This is a genomic window from Paracoccus maritimus (assembly GCF_025195095.1).
Lineage (GTDB): Bacteria > Pseudomonadota > Alphaproteobacteria > Rhodobacterales > Rhodobacteraceae > Paracoccus > Paracoccus maritimus.
In genome coordinates, this window is record NZ_JANAVZ010000001.1 from 593,202 (window position 1) to 612,824 (window position 19,623).

General features: G+C 63.5%; 14 protein-coding genes. 11 read left to right on the plus strand and 3 right to left on the minus strand.

Translation table 11 applies throughout. The features are described 5' to 3' along the window. Positions 1 to 30 precede the first annotated feature (30 nt). The 7 genes from glgB to leuB all read left to right on the plus strand — a co-directional run bounded on the left by glgB (position 31) and on the right by leuB (position 13,145). On the plus strand, positions 31 to 2,226 hold the full coding sequence (gene glgB / locus MU516_RS02795) for a 1,4-alpha-glucan branching protein GlgB (protein ID WP_425606795.1): 2,196 nt from the start codon (positions 31 to 33) through the stop codon (positions 2,224 to 2,226). Positions 2,227 to 2,238: 12 nt separating this feature from the next. Then, positions 2,239 to 3,498 carry a glucose-1-phosphate adenylyltransferase gene (gene glgC, locus MU516_RS02800; RefSeq protein WP_260275661.1) on the plus strand — a complete coding sequence of 420 codons (1,260 nt, stop codon included), beginning with the start codon at positions 2,239 to 2,241 and terminating at the stop codon, positions 3,496 to 3,498. Further along, complete coding sequence (gene glgA, locus MU516_RS02805) at positions 3,495 to 4,922, plus strand: glycogen synthase GlgA (protein ID WP_260275662.1); 1,428 nt, start codon at positions 3,495 to 3,497, stop codon at positions 4,920 to 4,922. The genes glgC and glgA overlap by 4 nt, the downstream gene beginning before the upstream one ends. Continuing rightward, positions 4,919 to 7,012 carry a glycogen debranching protein GlgX gene (gene glgX, locus MU516_RS02810; RefSeq protein ID WP_260275663.1) on the plus strand — a complete coding sequence of 698 codons (2,094 nt, stop codon included), beginning with the start codon at positions 4,919 to 4,921 and terminating at the stop codon, positions 7,010 to 7,012. The genes glgA and glgX overlap by 4 nt, the downstream gene beginning before the upstream one ends. A 215-nt stretch (positions 7,013 to 7,227) precedes the next feature. Next, positions 7,228 to 9,612 (plus strand): glycogen/starch/alpha-glucan phosphorylase, encoded by a 2,385-nt coding sequence (locus MU516_RS02815; RefSeq protein WP_260275664.1) that lies wholly within the window; start codon positions 7,228 to 7,230, stop codon positions 9,610 to 9,612. Positions 9,613 to 9,770: 158 nt separating this feature from the next. After that, positions 9,771 to 11,936: a malate synthase G gene (locus MU516_RS02820; protein ID WP_260275665.1), complete on the plus strand. Its 2,166-nt coding sequence runs from the start codon at positions 9,771 to 9,773 to the stop codon at positions 11,934 to 11,936. 84 nt (positions 11,937 to 12,020) lie between these two features. Further along, on the plus strand, positions 12,021 to 13,145 hold the full coding sequence (leuB, locus tag MU516_RS02825) for a 3-isopropylmalate dehydrogenase (protein WP_260275666.1): 1,125 nt from the start codon (positions 12,021 to 12,023) through the stop codon (positions 13,143 to 13,145). A gap of 84 nt (positions 13,146 to 13,229) precedes the next feature. Here the strand turns inward: leuB and MU516_RS02830 are convergent, their stop codons facing one another. Continuing rightward, on the minus strand, positions 13,230 to 14,486 hold the full coding sequence (locus MU516_RS02830; RefSeq protein WP_260275667.1) for a lytic murein transglycosylase: 1,257 nt from the start codon (positions 14,484 to 14,486) through the stop codon (positions 13,230 to 13,232). A gap of 116 nt (positions 14,487 to 14,602) precedes the next feature. Next, the gene (locus tag MU516_RS02835) at positions 14,603 to 14,914 is read right to left on the minus strand and encodes a hypothetical protein (RefSeq protein WP_260275668.1); all 312 of its coding nucleotides are present in this window, start codon (positions 14,912 to 14,914) and stop codon (positions 14,603 to 14,605) included. A 186-nt stretch (positions 14,915 to 15,100) separates the two neighbouring features. Between MU516_RS02835 and MU516_RS02840 the strand changes: the two genes are divergently transcribed. Both MU516_RS02840 and MU516_RS02845 read left to right on the plus strand, forming a co-directional pair. After that, on the plus strand, positions 15,101 to 15,571 hold the full coding sequence (locus MU516_RS02840) for a YbaK/EbsC family protein (protein WP_260275669.1): 471 nt from the start codon (positions 15,101 to 15,103) through the stop codon (positions 15,569 to 15,571). A gap of 60 nt (positions 15,572 to 15,631) precedes the next feature. Then, entirely contained in the window at positions 15,632 to 16,456 is an 825-nt protein-coding gene (locus tag MU516_RS02845) for an aldo/keto reductase (protein WP_260275670.1), read from the plus strand. Here the strand turns inward: MU516_RS02845 and MU516_RS02850 are convergent. Further along, a complete protein-coding gene (locus MU516_RS02850) occupies positions 16,446 to 17,237 on the minus strand; it encodes an alpha/beta hydrolase (RefSeq protein WP_260275671.1) in 792 nt (263 codons plus the stop codon). The genes MU516_RS02845 and MU516_RS02850 overlap by 11 nt on opposite strands. Before the next feature lie 62 nt (positions 17,238 to 17,299). Here MU516_RS02850 and kynU point away from each other — a divergent pair, with 62 nt between their 5' ends. Together kynU and MU516_RS02860 are read left to right on the plus strand one after the other, a co-directional pair. Further along, positions 17,300 to 18,487 carry a kynureninase gene (gene kynU / locus MU516_RS02855; RefSeq protein ID WP_260275672.1) on the plus strand — a complete coding sequence of 396 codons (1,188 nt, stop codon included), beginning with the start codon at positions 17,300 to 17,302 and terminating at the stop codon, positions 18,485 to 18,487. Positions 18,488 to 18,550: 63 nt separating this feature from the next. Continuing rightward, the gene (locus MU516_RS02860; protein ID WP_260275673.1) at positions 18,551 to 19,612 is read left to right on the plus strand and encodes an efflux RND transporter periplasmic adaptor subunit; all 1,062 of its coding nucleotides are present in this window, start codon (positions 18,551 to 18,553) and stop codon (positions 19,610 to 19,612) included. Positions 19,613 to 19,623: the final 11 nt, after the last annotated feature.

Below are 19,623 nucleotides of genomic sequence, written 5' to 3' on the forward strand. Positions count from 1 at the left end.
CCGAATCTTTGCGCAGGATAGAGTGAGGTCATGAGACATATGCCGAATCCTGCCCCGATCGATGAAAAGGACCGCGCGCGGCTTCGCGACGGTCGCCACGACCAGCCTTTCGAAGTGCTGGGCCCGCACAAGCACGGGCGCAGTATCTGGGTGACGGCCTTCCAGCCCGATGTATCGGCGCTGAGCGCGCTGACGAAGAAGGGCGAGGTGCCGCTGGAGCGGATCGAGGGTGATCTGTTCGCGGGCAAGGTGGGGGCCGGACCCTATAGGCTGAAGGCGCGGACCGGTGGTGGCGTCGAATGGGAATTCGAAGACCCTTATCGCTTCGGTCCGGTGCTGGGGGACATGGACCGGTATCTTATAGGCGAGGGGACGCATCGTCAGCTTTGGCATGCGCTTGGGGCGCATACGACCGACCATGAGGGGGTCGCGGGCACGCATTTCGCGGTCTGGGCGCCGAACGCGCAGCGCGTCTCGGTCGTGGGTCAGTTCAACCAGTGGGACGGGCGACGCCACGCGATGCGGCGCGTAGGCACCAGCGGCGTGTGGGAGATTTTCCTGCCGGGTGTCGGTGAAGGCGAAATCTACAAATACGAGATTCTCGGCGCCGATGGCAGCGTCATGCAGAAGGCTGACCCGGTCGGCTTCGGCAGCCAACACCCGCCCGAAAAGGCCAGCGTGGTGCGCGATATCTCGGGTTATGGCTGGCATGACGGCGACTGGATGGCGACGCGTGCCGATGCGCAGGATCGCCGCGCGCCGATCAGCGTCTATGAGGTCCATCTGGGCAGCTGGCGCAGGCGTTGGGACGATCACGGGCGTCCGCTGTCCTACAAGGAACTGGCCCGCGACCTGGTCGCTTATGCGACCGACATGGGGTTCACGCATCTGGAATTGCTGCCGGTCAGCGAATTTCCGTTCGACGGTTCGTGGGGGTATCAGCCGGTCGGCATGTATGCGCCGACCATCCGCTTTGGTCCGCCGCACGAATTCCGCGATCTGGTCGATGCCGCGCACCAGGCAGGGCTGGGCGTGTTGCTGGACTGGGTGCCGGGGCATTTCCCGACCGACGCGCACGGGCTTGCGCGGTTCGACGGAACATCGCTTTACGAACACGCCGACCCGCGCGAGGGGTTTCATCAGGACTGGAACACCCTGATCTACAATTACGGCCGGACCGAGGTTCAGAATTACCTGATCGCCAACGCCCTGTATTGGCTGAAGGAATACCATATCGACGGGCTGCGCGTCGATGCGGTGGCGTCGATGCTGTATCGCGACTATTCGCGCAAGGACGGCGAATGGGTGCCCAACAAGCATGGCGGGCGCGAGAATCTGGAGGCCATCGACTTCATGCAGAACATGAACGTGGTCAGCTATGGCGAATGCCCGGGCATCATGACCGTGGCCGAGGAAAGCACGTCCTTTCCAAAGGTCTCGGCACCGGTTGATGCGGGGGGGCTGGGCTTCGGGTTCAAGTGGAACATGGGCTGGATGAACGACACCCTGCGCTACATCCAGCAGGATCCGGTGCACCGGAAATACCATCACGACCAGATGACCTTCGGCTTGATGTATGCGTTTTCGGAAAACTTCATCCTGCCGATCAGCCATGACGAGGTGGTCCACGGCAAGGGCAGCATGCTGCGCAAGATGCCGGGCGACGAATGGCAGCAATTCGCAAATCTGCGCGCCTATTACGGATTCATGTGGGGGCATCCGGGCAAGAAGCTGCTGTTCATGGGCTGCGAATTCGCCCAGCCCGAGGAATGGAATCACAACGGCGAACTGAACTGGCACGCGGCCGAACAGCCGCTGCACAAGGGGGTGCAATCGCTGGTGCGCGATCTGAACCGGCTTTATCGCGACACGCCATCCCTTCACGTTCTGGACTGCGATCCGGCTGGCTTCGAGTGGATCGCCACCGATCCGGCGCAATCGACCTATGCCTGGATTCGCCGTGGCAAGGCTGACGACGCGCCAGCGGTGGTGGTTTGCAACTTCACCCCGGTCCCGCGCGAGGGATTCAGGATCGGCGTTCCGCAGGCCGGACGCTGGCGCGAGGCGATCAATACCGATGCCGCGATCTATGGCGGCAGCGGCAAGGGGAATCTTGGCGGCGTGCAGGCGGACGGGGGACCGCAGGATGGGCAGCCCGCATCCATGGCAGTCACGCTGCCGCCGCTGTCGGTGGTGATCTTCACTGCCGATCAACAGTCATCCTGAGGAGGAGTTGACATGGTCGAGACGAAAAGACTGACCCGCCGGGCAATGGCCTTCGTGCTGGCGGGCGGGCGTGGCAGCCGACTGAAAGAACTGACCGACAAGCGCGTCAAGCCTGCCGTCTATTTCGGCGGTAAGACGCGGATCGTCGATTTCGCGCTGTCGAATGCGATGAACTCTGGGATTCGCAAGATCGCGATCGCCACCCAATACAAGGCCCACAGCCTGATCCGTCATTGCCAGCGGGGCTGGAACTTCTTCCGGGCAGAGCGGAACGAGTTTCTGGATATCCTGCCTGCCAGCCAGCGGATGTCGGAAGATCACTGGTATCGCGGCACCGCCGACGCCGTGACCCAGAACATCGACATCGTGGACAGCTATGACGTCGATTACATCATCATCCTCGCGGGTGACCATATCTACAAGATGGACTACGAGATCATGCTGCGCGAGCATGTCGAAAGTGGCGCGGACGTGACTGTCGGCTGCCTGACGGTGCCGCGCAGCGAAGCCAGCGCCTTCGGTGTGATGGCGGTAGATGACGGCGGCCGCATCACCAGCTTCCTGGAAAAGCCCAAGGATCCGCCCGGCATGCCCGGAGATCCGGACAAGTCGCTTGCGTCGATGGGGATCTATGTCTTCAACTGGGCCTTCCTGCGGGACCTGTTGACGCGGGATGCCGACGACAGCAATTCCAGCCATGATTTCGGCCATGACCTGATCCCCGACATCGTCAGGAACGGCAAGGCGATGGCGCACAAGTTTGACGATTCCTGCGTGCGGGCAGCGGGCGCGCCGGCCTATTGGAAAGATGTGGGCACTGTGGATGCGTTCTGGCAGGCCAATATCGACCTGACGGATTTTACCCCGGAACTGAACCTGTGGGATCAGGACTGGCCGATCTGGACCTATTCCGAAAGCGCCCCACCGGCCAAGTTCATTCACGACGAAGAGGATCGGCGCGGCATCGCGATTTCCTCGATGGTGTCGGGCGGTTGCATCATTTCCGGCACCGAGATCCGCAATTCGCTGCTGTTCACCCAGGTCCACACCAATTCCTATGCGGCGCTGGATCACGTCGTCGCGCTGCCCTATGTCACGGTCGAGAGACATGCGCGGCTTAGAAACGCGGTGATCGATCGTGGCGTGGTGATTCCCGAAGGGTTGATTGTCGGAGAGGATCCACAGGAGGACGCAAAGTGGTTTCGGGTCAGCGAAGGCGGCGTGACGCTGATCACGCAGGACATGCTGGACAGGCGGGCGGCAGGACTTTGACGCAGGTTCTGTCCGTCGCCTCGGAGTGCGCGCCGCTGGTCAAGACCGGCGGGCTGGCCGACGTGGCGGGCGCGCTGCCCGCCGCGCTGGCGCAGCAAGGGGTTCAGATGCGGACGCTGCTGCCGGGTTATCCGGCGGTGATGGCGGCGCTGAAGGGGGGCAGGCAGGTCGATGAATTCGAGGATCTGTTCGGCGGACCGGCCCGGCTGCTGGCCGGCAAGGCTGCCGGACTTGATCTTCTGGTGATCGATGCGCCGCATCTTTTCGCGCGCGAGGGCAACCCCTATCTGGGGCCTGACGGGCAAGACTGGCCCGACAATCCCGAACGGTTTGCCGCGCTGTGCTGGGTGGGCGCGCATATCGCCGCGCAGGGCGCTCGTGGATGGCGGCCGCAGATCCTGCATGGACATGACTGGCAAGCCGGTTTCGTGACCGAGTATCTGCGGCGGATGCAGGCAACCGACATCCGCACCGTCCTGACCATCCACAACATCGCCTTTATCGGCCGGGCCGATCCCGCCCGCCTGCATGCGTTGCGGCTGGACCCGGCGCGGTTTCATGCCGACGGGTTCGAATACTGGGGCGCGATCTCGGCGCTGAAGGCCGGGCTGATCGGCGCGGACCGGCTGACGACCGTCTCACCAACCTATGCCGAGGAACTGATGACCGCGCAGTTCGGGATGGGTCTGGACGGGGTGATGCGGCACCGGCGCGACGCGCTGCTGGGTATCCTGAACGGGATCGATGACGACGCGTGGAATCCGGCGACCGATCCGAACATCGCCGCCTATGACAAGCCTGCGGGAAAAGCCGCCAACAAGGCCGCATTGCGGGCCGAGATGGGCCTGCCGGACAGCGAAGGACCGCTATGCGTGATCGTCTCGCGGATGACGCATCAGAAGGGGCTGGATCTTGTGTTGCAGGCGCTGCCTGCGCTGCTGGATGGCGGCGGGCAGCTGGCGCTGCTTGGTTCGGGCGATCCGGAACTGCAGACTGCCTTCCAGAATGCCGCGCAGAGTCCTCATGTCGCGGTCCGCATCGGCTATGACGAGGCGTTCTCGCACCGCATGATCGCCGGTGGCGACGCCATTCTTGTGCCCTCGCGGTTCGAACCCTGCGGGCTGACACAGCTTTACGGGCTGCGCTATGGCACCGTGCCGCTGGTCGCGCTGACCGGCGGTCTGGCCGATACGGTCATCAACGCCTCGCCCGCCGCGCTGACGCGCGGGGTCGCCACCGGCATCCAGTTTTCCCCCGTCGATGCGGGGACGTTGCGTAATGCGCTGACTCGGCTTTGCGCCCTTTACAAGGACAGCGGAACATGGTCCCGGCTTCAGCAGAACGCGATGGCGCAACCGGTCGGCTGGGATCAGTCGGCCAAGCAGTACGCCGCCCTCTACGCCGAGATGACCGCGACCGAATGAACGACAGACTTGTGATTGCCGCCGGGCACCCGACCCCTTTGGGGGCAACCTTCGATGGCGCGGGGGTCAACTTCGCCATCTTTTCGCAGCACGCCGAACGTGTGACCCTGTGCCTGTTCGACGACAAGAACCGCGAGACCCGGATCGACCTGCCCGAACGCGACGGGCATGTCTGGCACGGCTATATCCCCGAACTGCGGCCGGGACAGAAATACGGATACCGCGTTCACGGGCCCTATGCGCCCCATCAGGGCCATCGTTTCAATGCCCACAAGCTTCTGATCGACCCCTATGCCAAGCGGCTGACCGGCACGCCGCGAAATCATGACGCGCTGTTCGGCTATCGCGCGGGGCACGGCGATGCCGACCTGTCCTTCGATCGCCGCGACAGTGCCCAGCATATGCCGAAATGCGTCGTCACCGATCCAAGCTTTGCGTGGGGGCCGGACCAGCCGCCACACCGCCCGATGACCGACACGATCATCTACGAGGCGCATGTGAAGGGCCTGACCGCCGGACGGTCCGGCATTCCGCATTCCGGCACCTATCTGGCAATGGCGTCGGACCCGGTCCTTGAACATCTGAACGATCTTGGCGTCACCGCGATCGAATTGCTGCCGGTGCATGCCTTCGCAGACGACCGCTTCCTGACCGACAAGGGGCTGACCAATTACTGGGGCTACATGTCCTATGGCTTCTTCGCGCCAGAGCCGCGCTATATGCGTGATGGCGACATTGCCGAATTCCAGCAGATGGTCGCGCGTTTCCACAGGGCGGGCATCGAGGTCATTCTGGACGTGGTCTATAACCACACCGCCGAGGGCAACGAGCTGGGACCGACCCTGTCCTTTCGCGGATTGGACAACGCCGCCTATTACCGGCTGGCCGATGATCCGCGCTACTACATCAACGATGCCGGCACGGGGAACGTGCTGAACCTGGACAGTCCCTTCACCCTGCGTCTGGTCATGGACAGTCTGCGCTATTGGGTCGAGGTGATGCATGTCGATGGCTTCCGCTTCGATCTGTGCAGCGTGTTGGGGCGGACCCGCGGGGTTTTCGACCGTGACGGGCCGTTCTTCCGGGCGGTTCGTCAGGATCCTGTTCTCAATCGCGTCAAGCTGATCGCCGAGCCATGGGATATTGGTGAGGGCGGCTATCAGCTTGGGTCCTATCCCGCGCCTTTCGCGGAATGGAACGACCGTTTCCGCGACCAGATCCGGGGTTTCTGGCGCGGCGATGCCGGCCTGATCGGCAAGCTGGCCAAGCGCGTCGCGGGATCGGCAGCCCGGTTCGACCATGACGGGCGCCCCGCGACCTCGACGGTGAATTTCATCGCGGCGCATGACGGTTTCACGTTGATGGATACGGTCAGCTACAACGACAAGCACAATGATGCGAACGGCGAAGACAATCGTGATGGGCACAATCACAATGTCTCGGACAATTGTGGGCTCGAGGGGCCGACCGACGATACCGAAGTTCTGGAACGCCGCGCGCGTCGCCGCCGCAACCTGATGGCCACCCTGATGCTGAGCCAAGGCACCCCGATGATCCTGGCGGGGGATGAACTGGGCAATTCGCAGGGCGGCAACAACAACGCCTATTGTCAGGACAACCAGATCGGCTGGGTCGACTGGGATGGAGCAGATCCCGCCTTTCTGGATTTCTGCCGCCGTGCCATCGCGTTTCGCAAGGCGCACCCGATCCTGCGGCAAAAGCGGTTCCTGCACAGCCAACCGCGCGAACAGGACGGCCTTCCCGACCTGTTCTGGCGTCGCGCGGACGGCCAGCCCATGACCAACGAGGACTGGACCGACCCCGACCTGCGATTGCTGGCGGCCGAGATGCGCATGGCCTCGGGCACCCCCGGCTATGCTGCGTTGCCGGGCGCCGTCTTCGTCGTCTTCAATGCCGGGGCGCGGACGACCGTGCGCCTGCCAGACACGAATGGCGGCGGCGGGCACTGGCGGCGACAGTTCGACACCGCGCAGGATGCGGCGCCCGATCAGGAAATCCTTGACGAGGCGCTGATCGATGCGGACAGCGTCGCGGCCTTCGTGCTGTGCGAGGACAGCAAGTGCGGTTAGCCAAGCGCGGCAATCCTGCCACGGATTTCAGCGCCTTGACCCCGTCGCAGGCAGACACATGCTTTTCAAGGCACGGGAAAGCTGGCAACAGGAACTGGATGGCCGATTGCGCTATCAGAACGTGACGGACCGGTTCGGCCTGCTATCGGTTGGCCGCAGGTTCGCGCGCTCTGCGTCCTGTTTTCTATTGTAGATCATTGTCTGCGAGGTCTGTCGTGATCCAGCTTCCCTCCGCCGAAACGCTTCGTGACCAGATCCTGTATCACCTGACCCACACCCAAGGGCGGGGAGAAGAGTTCGCGACCACGTTCGATTGGCGTCTTGCTGTCAGCTACACTATTCGCGACCTGATCGTGACGCCATGGATGTCGGCGCTGCGGTCGTCGCGCGATCAGGGCGCCAAGCGCGTCTATTACCTGTCGATGGAGTTCCTGATCGGCCGCATCCTTGGTGACGCCATCATCAATCTGCGGCTGGACGACGCGATGGACGAGGCGCTTGAGATGCTGGGTCTCGACAAGCAAGAGATCCTGGATGACGAACCGGATGCGGCGCTTGGCAATGGCGGTCTGGGCCGATTGGCCGCTTGCTTCATGGAATCGCTGTCTTCGCTGAGATGCCCGGCATTCGGCTATGGCATCCGCTACGAACATGGGCTGTTCCGCCAGCGGTTCGAGGCCGGCCAGCAGGTCGAGACCCCCGAGGACTGGCTGAACCAGCCACATCCATGGGAATTCGTGCGGCTGGACTACAGCTTTACCATCGGCTTCAAGGGCCATGTCGAACAGGTCGATGGTCGCGCCGTCTGGCATCCCAGCGAAAGCGTGATCGCGCGGGCCTATGATACGCCCGTTGTCGGCTGGAAGGGCGAATGGGCCAACACGCTGCGGCTGTGGGGCGCGCATCCGACGACTCTGTTCGATCTGCACCGCTTCAACGCTGGTGACTATGCGGCTGCCGCAGAGCCCGAGGCGCTTGCCCGCACGATCAGCCGCGTGCTGTATCCAGATGACGGCACCGAATCCGGCAAGGAACTGCGGCTGAAGCAGGAATATTTCCTGACCGCTGCTGCGCTGCAAGACATCCTGCGCCGGTTCCTGGCCGAACATGACGATCTGCGCATGCTGCCTGACAAGGTAGCGATCCAGCTGAATGACACCCATCCGGCCATCGCCGGGCCGGAGTTGATGCGCATTCTGATGGATGATCACGGCATGGGCTTCGCCGAGGCGCGTGATATCGCCAAGGGTACCATGAACTACACCAATCATACGCTTCTGCCCGAGGCGCTGGAACGCTGGTCCACCTGGCTGATGGGACGTGTGCTGCCGCGTCACATGCAGATCATCCAGATGATCGATGAGGATCACCGCAAGACAAGCGGACGTCCCGACCATGTCGGTATCATCCAGCACGATCAGGTGCAGATGGGTGAACTGGCCTTCATCATGGCAGGCAGGGTCAACGGTGTGTCGGCATTGCATACCGATCTTGTGAAATCGACGGTCTTCGCCGACCTGCACAAGCTGCACCCCGACCGGATCGTGAACGAGACCAATGGCGTCACGCCGCGCCGCTGGCTGCGCATGTCGAACCCGGCGCTGGCCGGGCTGTTGGACCAGACCATCGGCGAGGGTTGGACCGGCGATCTGGATCAGTTGAAACAGCTCGAGTCTCATGCGGACGATCCGGCCTTTCGGGAAAGGCTGCGGGGGGCAAAGCGCGCCAACAAGGTCTGGTTGTCGGACGGTGTGCTTGCCGGGCTGGGCATGAAGGTCGATCCCGACGCTATCTTCGATGTCCAGATTAAGCGGATCCACGAATACAAGCGCCAGTTGCTGAACATCCTCGAGGCGATCGCATTGTGGCGTCGCATCCATGACGATCCGAATGGCGACTGGACCCCGCGCGTGAAGATCTTCGGTGGCAAGGCCGCGCCGGGATATTGGCTGGCAAAGACGGTGATCCACCTGATCAACGACGTTGCCGCGAAGATCAACACCGATCCGGTGACACGCGACCTGCTGCAGATCGCCTATCCGCCGAACTACAACGTCTCGATGGCGGAAGACCTGATCCCGGCCGCCGATCTGTCCGAGCAGATCTCGACCGCCGGCAAGGAGGCGTCGGGGACCGGCAACATGAAATTCACCATGAACGGCGCATTGACCATCGGAACGCTGGACGGTGCGAATGTCGAGATCCGAGAGCTTGTCGGGCCCGAGAATTTCTTCCTGTTCGGATTAACCACGGACGAGGCAGACAAGGCCCGCGCAAAGCCGGGGCATGCGCGCGCCGCGATCGAGGCAAGCGATGATCTGAAAGCCGCGTTGCATCTGATCGCCGAAGGCAGGTTCGGTCGTCCGGATCCCTACTATGCTCTGCTCGATCGCACATGGAACGACGATCCGTTCCTTGTCGCCTCGGATTTCGACGACTATTTCGCGACGCAACGCAAGGTCGATGCCGCCTATCGCGATCAGGCCGGGTGGGACCGAATGGCGACGTTGAACATCGCACGATCCGGGTTCTTTTCCTCTGACCGCACGATCAGGGGCTATATGAACGATATCTGGCACGTTCAGCCGATGGGGCTTTGACTTGGCGCGTCCGCCGCGCCATTCTTCAGGAAACCGCGAAACAGTATTGCCCAGTCAAAGGGAATGGCGCCGTTCAGCCCGGATTTAACCGGGCGCGCTGATAGTATACAGTGGTATGCGAGCACAGTGACGCGCCAGTGACCACAGCGAGAGCCAAGATGTCCGAACCGACGAAAACCAGCTATGTCGTTCGCCACGATCTGCAGGTCGCGGATCGATTGGCAGATTTCATCGAGACCGAGGCGCTTGCCGGGCTGGATATCGACGCCGACAGGTTCTGGGGCGGGCTGTCGCGACTGGTCCACGAATTCGGTCCCCGCAACCGTGAACTGCTGGCGACGCGCGAAAAGCTTCAGCGCCTGATCGATGACTGGCACCTGGCGCGGCGCGACAAGGCGCATGATGGCGCCGCGTACAAGAAGTTCCTGTCCCAGATCGGCTACCTGCTGCCCGAAGGCGAGGATTTCCGCATCGGCACGGAAAATGTCGATCCCGAGATCGCCAGCGTCGCGGGGCCACAGCTTGTGGTTCCGATCACCAATGCCAGATTTGTGCTGAATGCGGCGAATGCCCGTTGGGGCAGCCTTTACGACGGTCTTTATGGCACAGATGCGATGGGGCCGCCCCCAGCCGAGGCCGGTTTCGACAAGGGTCGGGGCGCGCGTGTCGTGATGCGTTCGGCCGTATTTCTGGACGAGGCGTTCCCGCTGGCCGGCACTAGCCACGGACGGGCCGAGGAATACCGGGTCGAGGATGGCCGGTTGCTGGTTGACGGCTCGCCGTTGAAGCAACCGGAAAAGTTTGCGGGCTATCGCGGCGACCCTCAGCAGCCAGGCAGCATCCTGTTGCGCAACAACGGGCTGCATGTGGAACTGGTCTTCGATCGCAGCCATCCGATCGGCAAGACGGCCGCATCGGGGCTTGCGGACGTGATCATCGAATCCGCGATGTCGGCGATCATCGATTGCGAGGATTCGGTCGCCTGCGTGGATGCCGAGGACAAGGTTCTGGCCTATCGGCATTGGCTGGGGCTGATGAAGGGCGATCTGTCCGAAAGCTTCGTGAAGAACGGCAAGCAGGTTGATCGCCGTCTTGCAGGCGACCGCGACTATATCGGACCCGACGGTGATGCGCTGTCCTTGAAGGGGCGGGCACTGCTGCTGGTCCGCAATGTCGGCCATCTGATGAGCAATCCGTCGATTCTGGATCGCGACGGATACGAGATCCAGGAAGGCCTGATGGACGCGATGGTCACGACGCTGATCGCGATGCATGATCTGCGCAAGACCCAGGGACCGCGCAATTCGGTCAAGGGGTCGATCTATGTCGTGAAGCCGAAGATGCACGGCCCCGAAGAGGTCGCGTTCGCTGACGCTACCTTCACGCTGGTCGAGGACGTGCTGGGCCTTCCGCGCAATACGGTCAAGCTTGGCATCATGGACGAAGAACGGCGCACCAGCGTCAACCTGAAGGAATGCATCCGCGCCGCGCGGGACAGGGTCTGCTTCATCAATACCGGGTTCCTCGACCGGACCGGCGACGAAATTCACACCTCGATGCAGGCGGGGCCGTTCAGCCGCAAGGATTTCATCAAGCGCAAGGGCTGGATCACCGCCTACGAAAACCAGAACGTTGATATCGGGCTGGAATGCGGACTGTCGGGCAAGGCGCAGATCGGCAAGGGCATGTGGGCCGTTCCCGACAAGATGGCCGCGATGCTGGAGGCCAAGATCGAACATCCGAAGGCCGGGGCGAACACTGCCTGGGTGCCCAGCCCCACGGCCGCGACGCTTCATGCGCTGCACTATCACAAGATCGATGTCTTTGCCGTGCAGGCTGAACTGGCCAAGGGCGGACGCCGCGCCTATGTCGAGGCGCTGCTGGATATCCCGGTTGCCAGCTATCGGATGTGGACGCGCGATCAGATCCGGCGCGAGGTGGAAAACAACGCCCAGGGCATCCTTGGCTATGTCGTGCGCTGGGTCGATCAGGGTATTGGCTGTTCCAAGGTGCCCGACATCAACGATGTCGGCCTAATGGAAGATCGCGCGACCTGCCGCATCTCGGCCCAGCATATCGCGAACTGGCTGCATCACGACATCGTTTCAGGCGATGAGGTCGATGAAATCATGCAGCGCATGGCCGAAATCGTCGATCGACAGAACGCCGATGATCCGTCCTATCGGCCGATGGCGCCGGATTTTGACGGCATCGCCTTCCATGCGGCGCGCGATCTGGTGTTCAAGGGAACCGAGCAACCGTCGGGCTATACCGAACCGGTTCTGCACGCCGCACGGCTGGCATTGAAGCGGGCTGGCGGCTGACCTTCGGCGGGCGCTGATCGCAGCGATCTTGACCCTGCGCGGGCCGGGGGCTAACCCCTCTGGCGTGCCAGAAGGAGATCCCGCATGCCCGACAGCTATTCGCTTCTTATCCTGCCCGGCGACGGGATCGGCCCCGAGGTGATGGCCGAAGTCGCCAAGGTCATCGACTGGTTCCAGGACAATCGCGGCATGTCCTTCGATGTCTCGCATGATCTGGTGGGCGGATCGGCCTATGACGAATATGGCACGCCTTGCGCCGACCAGACCCTGGCTCGCGCGCAATCGGTCGACGCGGTTCTTCTGGGCGCGGTCGGCGGGCCGAAATACGACAGCCTCGATTTCAGCGTTAAGCCCGAGCGGGGCCTGCTGCGCCTGCGCAAGGAGATGGACCTGTTCGCCAATCTGCGCCCCGCGCAATGCTTCGACGCGCTGGCCGATTTTTCGTCGCTGAAGCGCGAGGTCGTGGCCGGGCTGGACATCCTGATCGTGCGGGAACTGACCTCGGGCGTCTATTTCGGTGAACCACGCGGCATTCATGACGACAACAACAACCCCGAAAACGAGGGAGGTCGGGTCGGCATAAATACTCAGCGATACACAAGCGGAGAGATCCGCCGGGTCGCCCGGTCGGCCTTCGACTTGGCCCGGCAGCGCGGAAATAAGGTCTGCTCGATGGAGAAGGCCAATGTGATGGAATCCGGGATCCTGTGGCGCGAAGAGGTGCAGTGGGTCCACGACAACGAATATCCCGATGTCGAATTGTCGCATATGTATGCCGACAACGGCGCGATGCAGCTGGTGCGCAATCCCCGCCAGTTCGACGTGATCGTGACCGACAACCTGTTCGGCGACGTGCTGTCGGACGCGGCGGCGATGCTGACCGGCAGCCTTGGCATGCTGCCCTCGGCCAGCCTTGGCGCGAAGATGGCGAATGGCCGGCCCAAGGCGCTGTATGAACCCGTTCACGGCAGCGCCCCCGATATTGCCGGTCAGGGCAAGGCGAATCCCATTGCCTGTATCCTCAGCTTTGCGATGGCGCTGCGCTATTCCTTCGATCAGGGTGACGCCGCTGCCGAACTGGAAGGTGCGGTCGAACGCGTGCTGGCGGATGGTGTGCGCACCGCCGATCTGATGGGACCACAGGGCGGCACGGCTGTATCGACCAGCCAGATGGGCGATCGCATCATCGCCGCGCTTGCCGCAGGCTAGGCGGGCGCGACACGCATCGCATCAATAAAAAAGGCGGCCCCGCAGGGCCGCCTTTTCCTTGATCCGAGGGCTGGGTCGCGGCACCTAGCGCCGCAACTGACCCAGCAGGATCGAGGTCGGATATCCGTCCGGCGTCACGCCGATCGACCGCTGATAGGCCACCACCGCCTCGGTCGTGCCAGAGCCGAACAGCCCGTCGATCTCGTCGTCGTAGAAGCCCTTGGCCTTCAGTCGCTGCTGGATCTCTTTCCGTTCGGCGGTGCTGAGCGGCCGGTCGTTGCGCGGCCATGCGCCCTGGATTCCCGACCGTCCGGCGATGCGTTCGCCCAGGAACGCCACACCAAGCGCATAGTTGTCAGAGTTGTTGTAGCGCAGGATCGACCGGAAATTGTCCAGGATCAGGAAGGCCGGGCCACGCGCGCCGGCGGGCATGATGATCGATCCGGTGCCGCCCGGCAGACCGCCGCCGCCCATCCGCGTGACGCCCTGTGCGGCCCACGCGCTGCTGGACTTTCGATTTCCCTTGCCGACCTGGCCCATGTTGAAATTCGACGGTAACTGGACCTCGGCACCCCAGGCCTGGCCACGCTGCCAGCCGTTCCGGGCAAGATAATTCGCGGTCGAGGCCAGTGAATCGGTCGGATCTTCGGACCAGATGTCGCGACGACCGTCGCCGGTGAAATCGACCGCGTAATCAAGATAGGATGTCGGCATGAACTGGGTGTGCCCCATCGCCCCCGCCCAGCTTCCAAGCATGTGCTCGGGGTCGGTGTCGCCGGCCTGCAGGATGCGCAGCGCCGCGATCAGCTGGTTCTGGAACATCTCGCCGCGGCGACCGTCATAAGCCAGTGTGGCCAGCGACGGGATGATCTGCATCTTGCCGCGATTGGCCCCGAAATTCGACTCCATCCCCCAGACGGCCAGCACGATCTCGCGCGGGACGCCATAGCGCGCTTCGATCGACGACAGCGTGCTGGAAAGCTGTGCGTTCTTTTCGCGTCCCGTGCTGATCCGTGCGTCCGATACCGCGCTGTCAAGATACAGCCAGACCGGGCGCGAGAACTCGGCCTGCTTGCGGTCCAGACGGATCACGTCGGGGTTATAGCGGGCGATCCGCATGGCGCGGTCATAGGTGCCCGCCGAGATCCCTGCCGACAATGCGCGAGGCCGGAATGACTGCACGAAGTTCTGCAGCCCTGCCGCGTCCCCGGGCGAGGCGGCGGGAATGCTGGCCGGCGTCACCGGCGCCCCGTAGGACGCTGGCGTGCGGTTGACCGAGCCGGCGCAGGACGCCAACGCGCCGATCAGCGCCGTGGACATGAAAAAACGGGAAAATGTCATGTGGATCGCCTGTTATTGACTGCTGCTGTTCTTGTTGTGAACGAATGTAGCAGTCACAGTTCGGCTTGGATAGATCGGCCTCGACATTCCCTGTCTGCAGGTTTGCAGGCTACTGCTCAGGCCGGATCGTCGAAGAACGGTTCCAGACTGGCGATGATGACGGCGTTTTCGTCCAGCGCCCTCTGCATCAGGGCGCGTTCGTCGGCGTCGATCTGGTGGCCGTCGGAGATCCGTTCGTCCAGGGTTCCGTGGCCGGTCACGTCCAGCGGGGCCATGTCGGCCTGTTTCAGGATTGCGACCGTTTCTCGAACCGCTTCGGCCTCGTCATGGCCCGAGGCATAGCAGATCAGGGCGGCGCCGGTGGCGCCCTTGGGCAGGCCGTCGCCGGTCTTGCGTCCAAGTTGGATCAGCAGCGTATAGACTTCCATCGGGCGGGGCCTCGTCGCGATCATGCAGGGCGGACGACAGGGCCGCCGCGACCGCAACAGCATGTCTCGGCCCACTGTGCAAGCCCGTAACGGGGAAATGCGTGCACCCGATATCCGTCGGCCGGGACGGGTTGCGATCCGGCGCGTGCGGGTTAGTGTTCGCACGGTCAGTGCCGGAGGCGTGTGATGAGCAAAAGTCTGAAACGGGTCAGGGCGGCGCTGGAAGAGGCGGGCGAGACGGTCGAGGTGATGGAAATGGCCGGATCGACGCGGACGGCGGCCGAGGCAGCCGCCGCCGCTGATTGCAATGTCGATCAGATCGCCAAGTCGATCATCTTTCGCGGGTTGGACGATGGCCATGTCACGCTGTTCCTGACGGCAGGCGGCAATCGCGTCGATCCGCTGAAGGCCGCTGCCGTCGCCGGTCAGGAACTGGGCAAGGCCGATGCCGATCTGATCCGCCGCGAGACCGGTTTCGCGATCGGTGGGGTCGCGCCGGTCGGGCATCTGCGCCCGGTCGTGGCGTTCTTCGACCCCCGCCTGTCGGATTTTGACATCGTGTGGGCTGCGGCAGGAACGCCGCGGCATATCTTTGCCATCGCGCCATCGCGTCTTCTGGCAATCACCGGCGCGACGGTCGCGGATTTCACCGGCTGAGGCAACCGACCGCTGACGCATGCGTTCGTTGGTTGTGATCTGACCAACAAGAGGTGCCGCGTGACCCAACCGATGCTGATGCTGAACGACGGACGAAAGATGCCGCAACTGGGACTGGGGGTGTGGCAGATGCCCGCTGAAGGCACCGCCGAAGCCATAGCTACGGCGCTGCGCATCGGATATCGCCTGATCGACGGTGCAGCGATGTATGGCAACGAAGCCGGGATGGGGCAGGCGGTGCGCGATGGCGATGTGCCCCGCGACGAGGTGTTCGTGACCTCGAAGCTGTGGAATGATCAGCACGGGCGCGACAGGACGTTGCGGGCCTTTGATGCCACAATGCAGAGGATCGGGTTGGACTGGCTGGATTTGTTTCTGATCCATTGGCCCGCTCCGCAGCAGGATCTGTATGTCGAGACATGGAAGACGCTGATCGAACTGCGCGATCAGGGCAGGATCAAGTCGGTCGGCGTCGCGAATTTTCAGGAACCGCATCTGCATCGGCTGATCGACGAAACCGGCGTCGCGCCCGCCGTCAACCAGATCGAGTTGCATCCCAGCTTCAACCAGCCCGCGATGCGGGCGGTCAATCGACGGCTGGGGATCGTCACGCAAAGCTGGGCGCCCTTGGGCCGGACCGCCGATTTCGACGCGGCGCCGGTCGCGCAGGCCGCCGTGCGCCATGGGACAAGCCCCGCCCAGGTCATCATCGCATGGCATCTCGCGCGTGGATTGTCCGCGATCCCCAAATCACAGGATTCCGGGCGGCTTCAGCAGAACTTCGATGCGCTCAAGCTGCGTCTGACCGACGCCGAGCTGGACGAGATCGACGCCCTGGACAGCGACGCGCGGACCGGGCCTGACCCCGATGTCTTCAGCGGCTGATCAGGGCGCGCGTCAAGGCGCTGTCGGGGTGGGACAGCGAGTCGATCACGTCGAAATGTTGGCGGCCGGGCTCGATCACATGGCTTGTCGCGGCGCCCAGCCCCGCCCAAATGTCGGCGATCAGGCGCGACTGGCGAATGAATTCCGGCCGCTCTGACCCGCCGACCCAGGCGGTCAGGGGTATGCCCGCACGCGGCGTCAGCAGGGCGGGGCTTTCGGTTTCCGCCTCGGCTGTATCCATGCCAAGCGTGTCGTTCAGCGCGGTGCGCATCAGCGGGCGCAGATCGAACAGCCCCGATATCGGCAGGCAGCATATGATCCGCGATGCGATGTCGTCGGGAAGCGTGCCGTCATCACAGACCATCCGCGCGGCAAGGTGCCCGCCCGCCGAATGTCCGGTCAGCGCGATGGGGCCGTCGACACGGGTTGCCGCCTCGCAGATGGCGGTGGCGATTTCCCGGGTCATCTGGCCGATCCGTGCAGCTGGCGCCAGCGTGTAGGCGGGCATCGCCACGGCCCAGCCTGCGCCAAGCGGACCCGCCGCCAGATGCGACCAGACCGAGGGGTCGAATTTCATCCAGTATCCGCCATGCACGAACACCACCAGGCCGCGTGCGGCGCCGGCAGGCCGAAACAGATGCCCACGCCCAAGGGATTCGGGCGGGTGCGCGGCCCGGAACTCCGCCGCACGCAGCGACCAGAGGGGCGGATAATCCTCGGCCCGCGCGATATGCGCGCCGTTGGCATAGGCGTCGTCCCAGTCGATGATCCGATACAGCATCTTGGCCTCCTTCCGCCTAGCAGATCGGGCTGCTAGCATCCGGTCAAGTAGGGAGAGAGACCATGACCGATTTCGCCAGCACCCGCGCCGCGTTTCACCTGCCTGAGGGAGTCACTTATCTTGACGGCAATTCACTGGGGCCGATGCCCCACGCCGCCAAGGCTCGGGTCGCGGCGATGATGCAGGACGAATGGTCCGAGATGCTGATCACCGGCTGGAACAAGGCCGGATGGTACACCCAGCCGCGCCGGGTCGGGGATCGGATAGCGCGGCTGATCGGGGCGGGGCCGGGCCAGGTGGTGATGGGCGACACGTTGTCGATCAAGGTCTTTCAGGCGGTCAGCGCCGCGCGCGCGTTGCGGCCGGATCGACGGGTGATTCTGTCCGACAACGGCAATTTCCCCTCGGATCTGTATGTCGCCGAGGGGCTGGCGCGCGCCGTCGGCGCGGAATTGCGAGTCGTCGCCCCCGAAGAGGTCGAGGCAGCGATAGACGATCATCTGGCCGTTCTGATGATCACCGAGGTCGATTACCGCACTGGCAGGCGTCACGATATGCGGTCTTTGACCGCCAGGGCGCATGATGCCGGGGCGCTTACGGTGTGGGATCTGGCGCATTCGGCGGGCGCCGTGGATGTCGATCTGACCGGAGCCGATGCTGATTTTGCCGTCGGCTGCACCTATAAATACCTGAACGGCGGGCCGGGCGCGCCGGCCTTCATCTGGGTTCATCCCCGGCATGGAGATGCCGCGCAGCCGATCCTTCAGGGCTGGATGGGCCACAAATCGCCTTTCGCCTTCGATCTGGGCTATGCACCGGCGCCGGGGATCGAACGCATGCGCGTCGGCACGCCGCCGGTGATCGCGATGACGGCGCTGGACGCGGCGCTGGATGTCTGGGACGATGTGAACCTGTCGGACCTGCGTGCCAGGTCCGTCGAACTGACCGAAGCGTTCATCGCAAGGGTCGAGGCCGCGTGTCCCGACCTGACCCTGCATTCGCCGCGCGATCCGGAGCGGCGCGGTTCCCAGGTCGGCTTTCGCCATCCGCAGGGCTATGCGGTGATGCAGGCGCTGATCGCGAACGGCGTGATCGGGGATTTCCGTGCCCCAGATGTTCTGCGATTCGGATTTGCGCCGCTGTATAACGATCTTGACGACGTGGAACGCGCGGTGGACACGCTGTCGCGCATCCTGCGTGACGAAAGCTGGAATAATGAACAATTTCATAAACAAGCCGCGGTAACGTAGGGGCAGGGGGCTTCCCAAATTGCTTGTTCTGTTGCACAACGCCCGCATTTGAAAGCTCATTCCATGCACGTCCTGGATGTCCTGAAATTGCTGATCGCAGGGTTGGTCGCGTGCGGATTGCCGGCGCAGGCCGCCGATCTGCGCGTCGAGTACGTGGTGGCGCGCGAAGAGGCGTTGCAGATGGACATACAGCTGACCGGCACGATCGAGGCGCTGGACAGTATCGCGCTGGGGTTTCGCCAAAGCGGGCGCGTTGTCGAGGTCCTGGCCGAGGAAGGCGATCATTTTCAGACCGGAGAGCCGTTGGCGCGTCTGGATTCGGTCCAGCAGGATCAGGCGCTGAAGGTTGCGCAGGCCAATCTTGCCGCAACCCGGGCAGCGCAGGCGCAGGCAAGGCAGGCCGACGAGCGCGCGCGGGCCATGTTGGAACGCGGGGTGGGCACCCGCGCCGCGCGCGATGCGGCCGCTCAGGCTCTGTCCGAGGCGGACGGTTCGGTCAGGCGCGCGGAAAGCGCCGTCGACCAGGCAAGCCGCGCAGTGGATGAGACCGTGCTGCGCGCTCCGCAGCCCGTTGTGGTCACCAGCCGCGACATTGCCCCGGGCCAGGTCGTGGGCGCCGCGCAGCCGGCATTTACCCTGGCTACTTTGAACGGTCTGGAAGCCGTGTTTCAGGCCGCCGATCACCCGCTGTTGCGCGAGGCGATGGGATTGACCGTCGACCTGACGACGATCGATTTCAACCGCCAGCAGATGTCCGGCACCATTACCGAGATCGCCCCGCTTGTCGATCCGCAGACCGGAACGGTCACGGTTCGCGCCCTGATTGGCGAGGTGGGCAGCGATGTGTCGTTGCTGGGTGCAGCGGTGCGCGGACATCTGAAGATGTCGGCAGAGCCGGGGGTTGCGCTGCCATGGACGGCGCTGATGAGGCATGGGAATACCAGTGCGGTCTGGGTGGTCGATGATGACGACCGGGTGCATCTGACGCCGGTCCGGATCGACCGTTTCGCAGACGGAATCGTCTATGTAGCGGACGGCGTGGCGGCGGGTCAGACCGTGGTCGGGGCCGGGTCTCAGTTGCTTTATCCGGATCGCAAGGTTCAACCCGCCGGGGTGTCGCCGTGATTGCCCGGCAT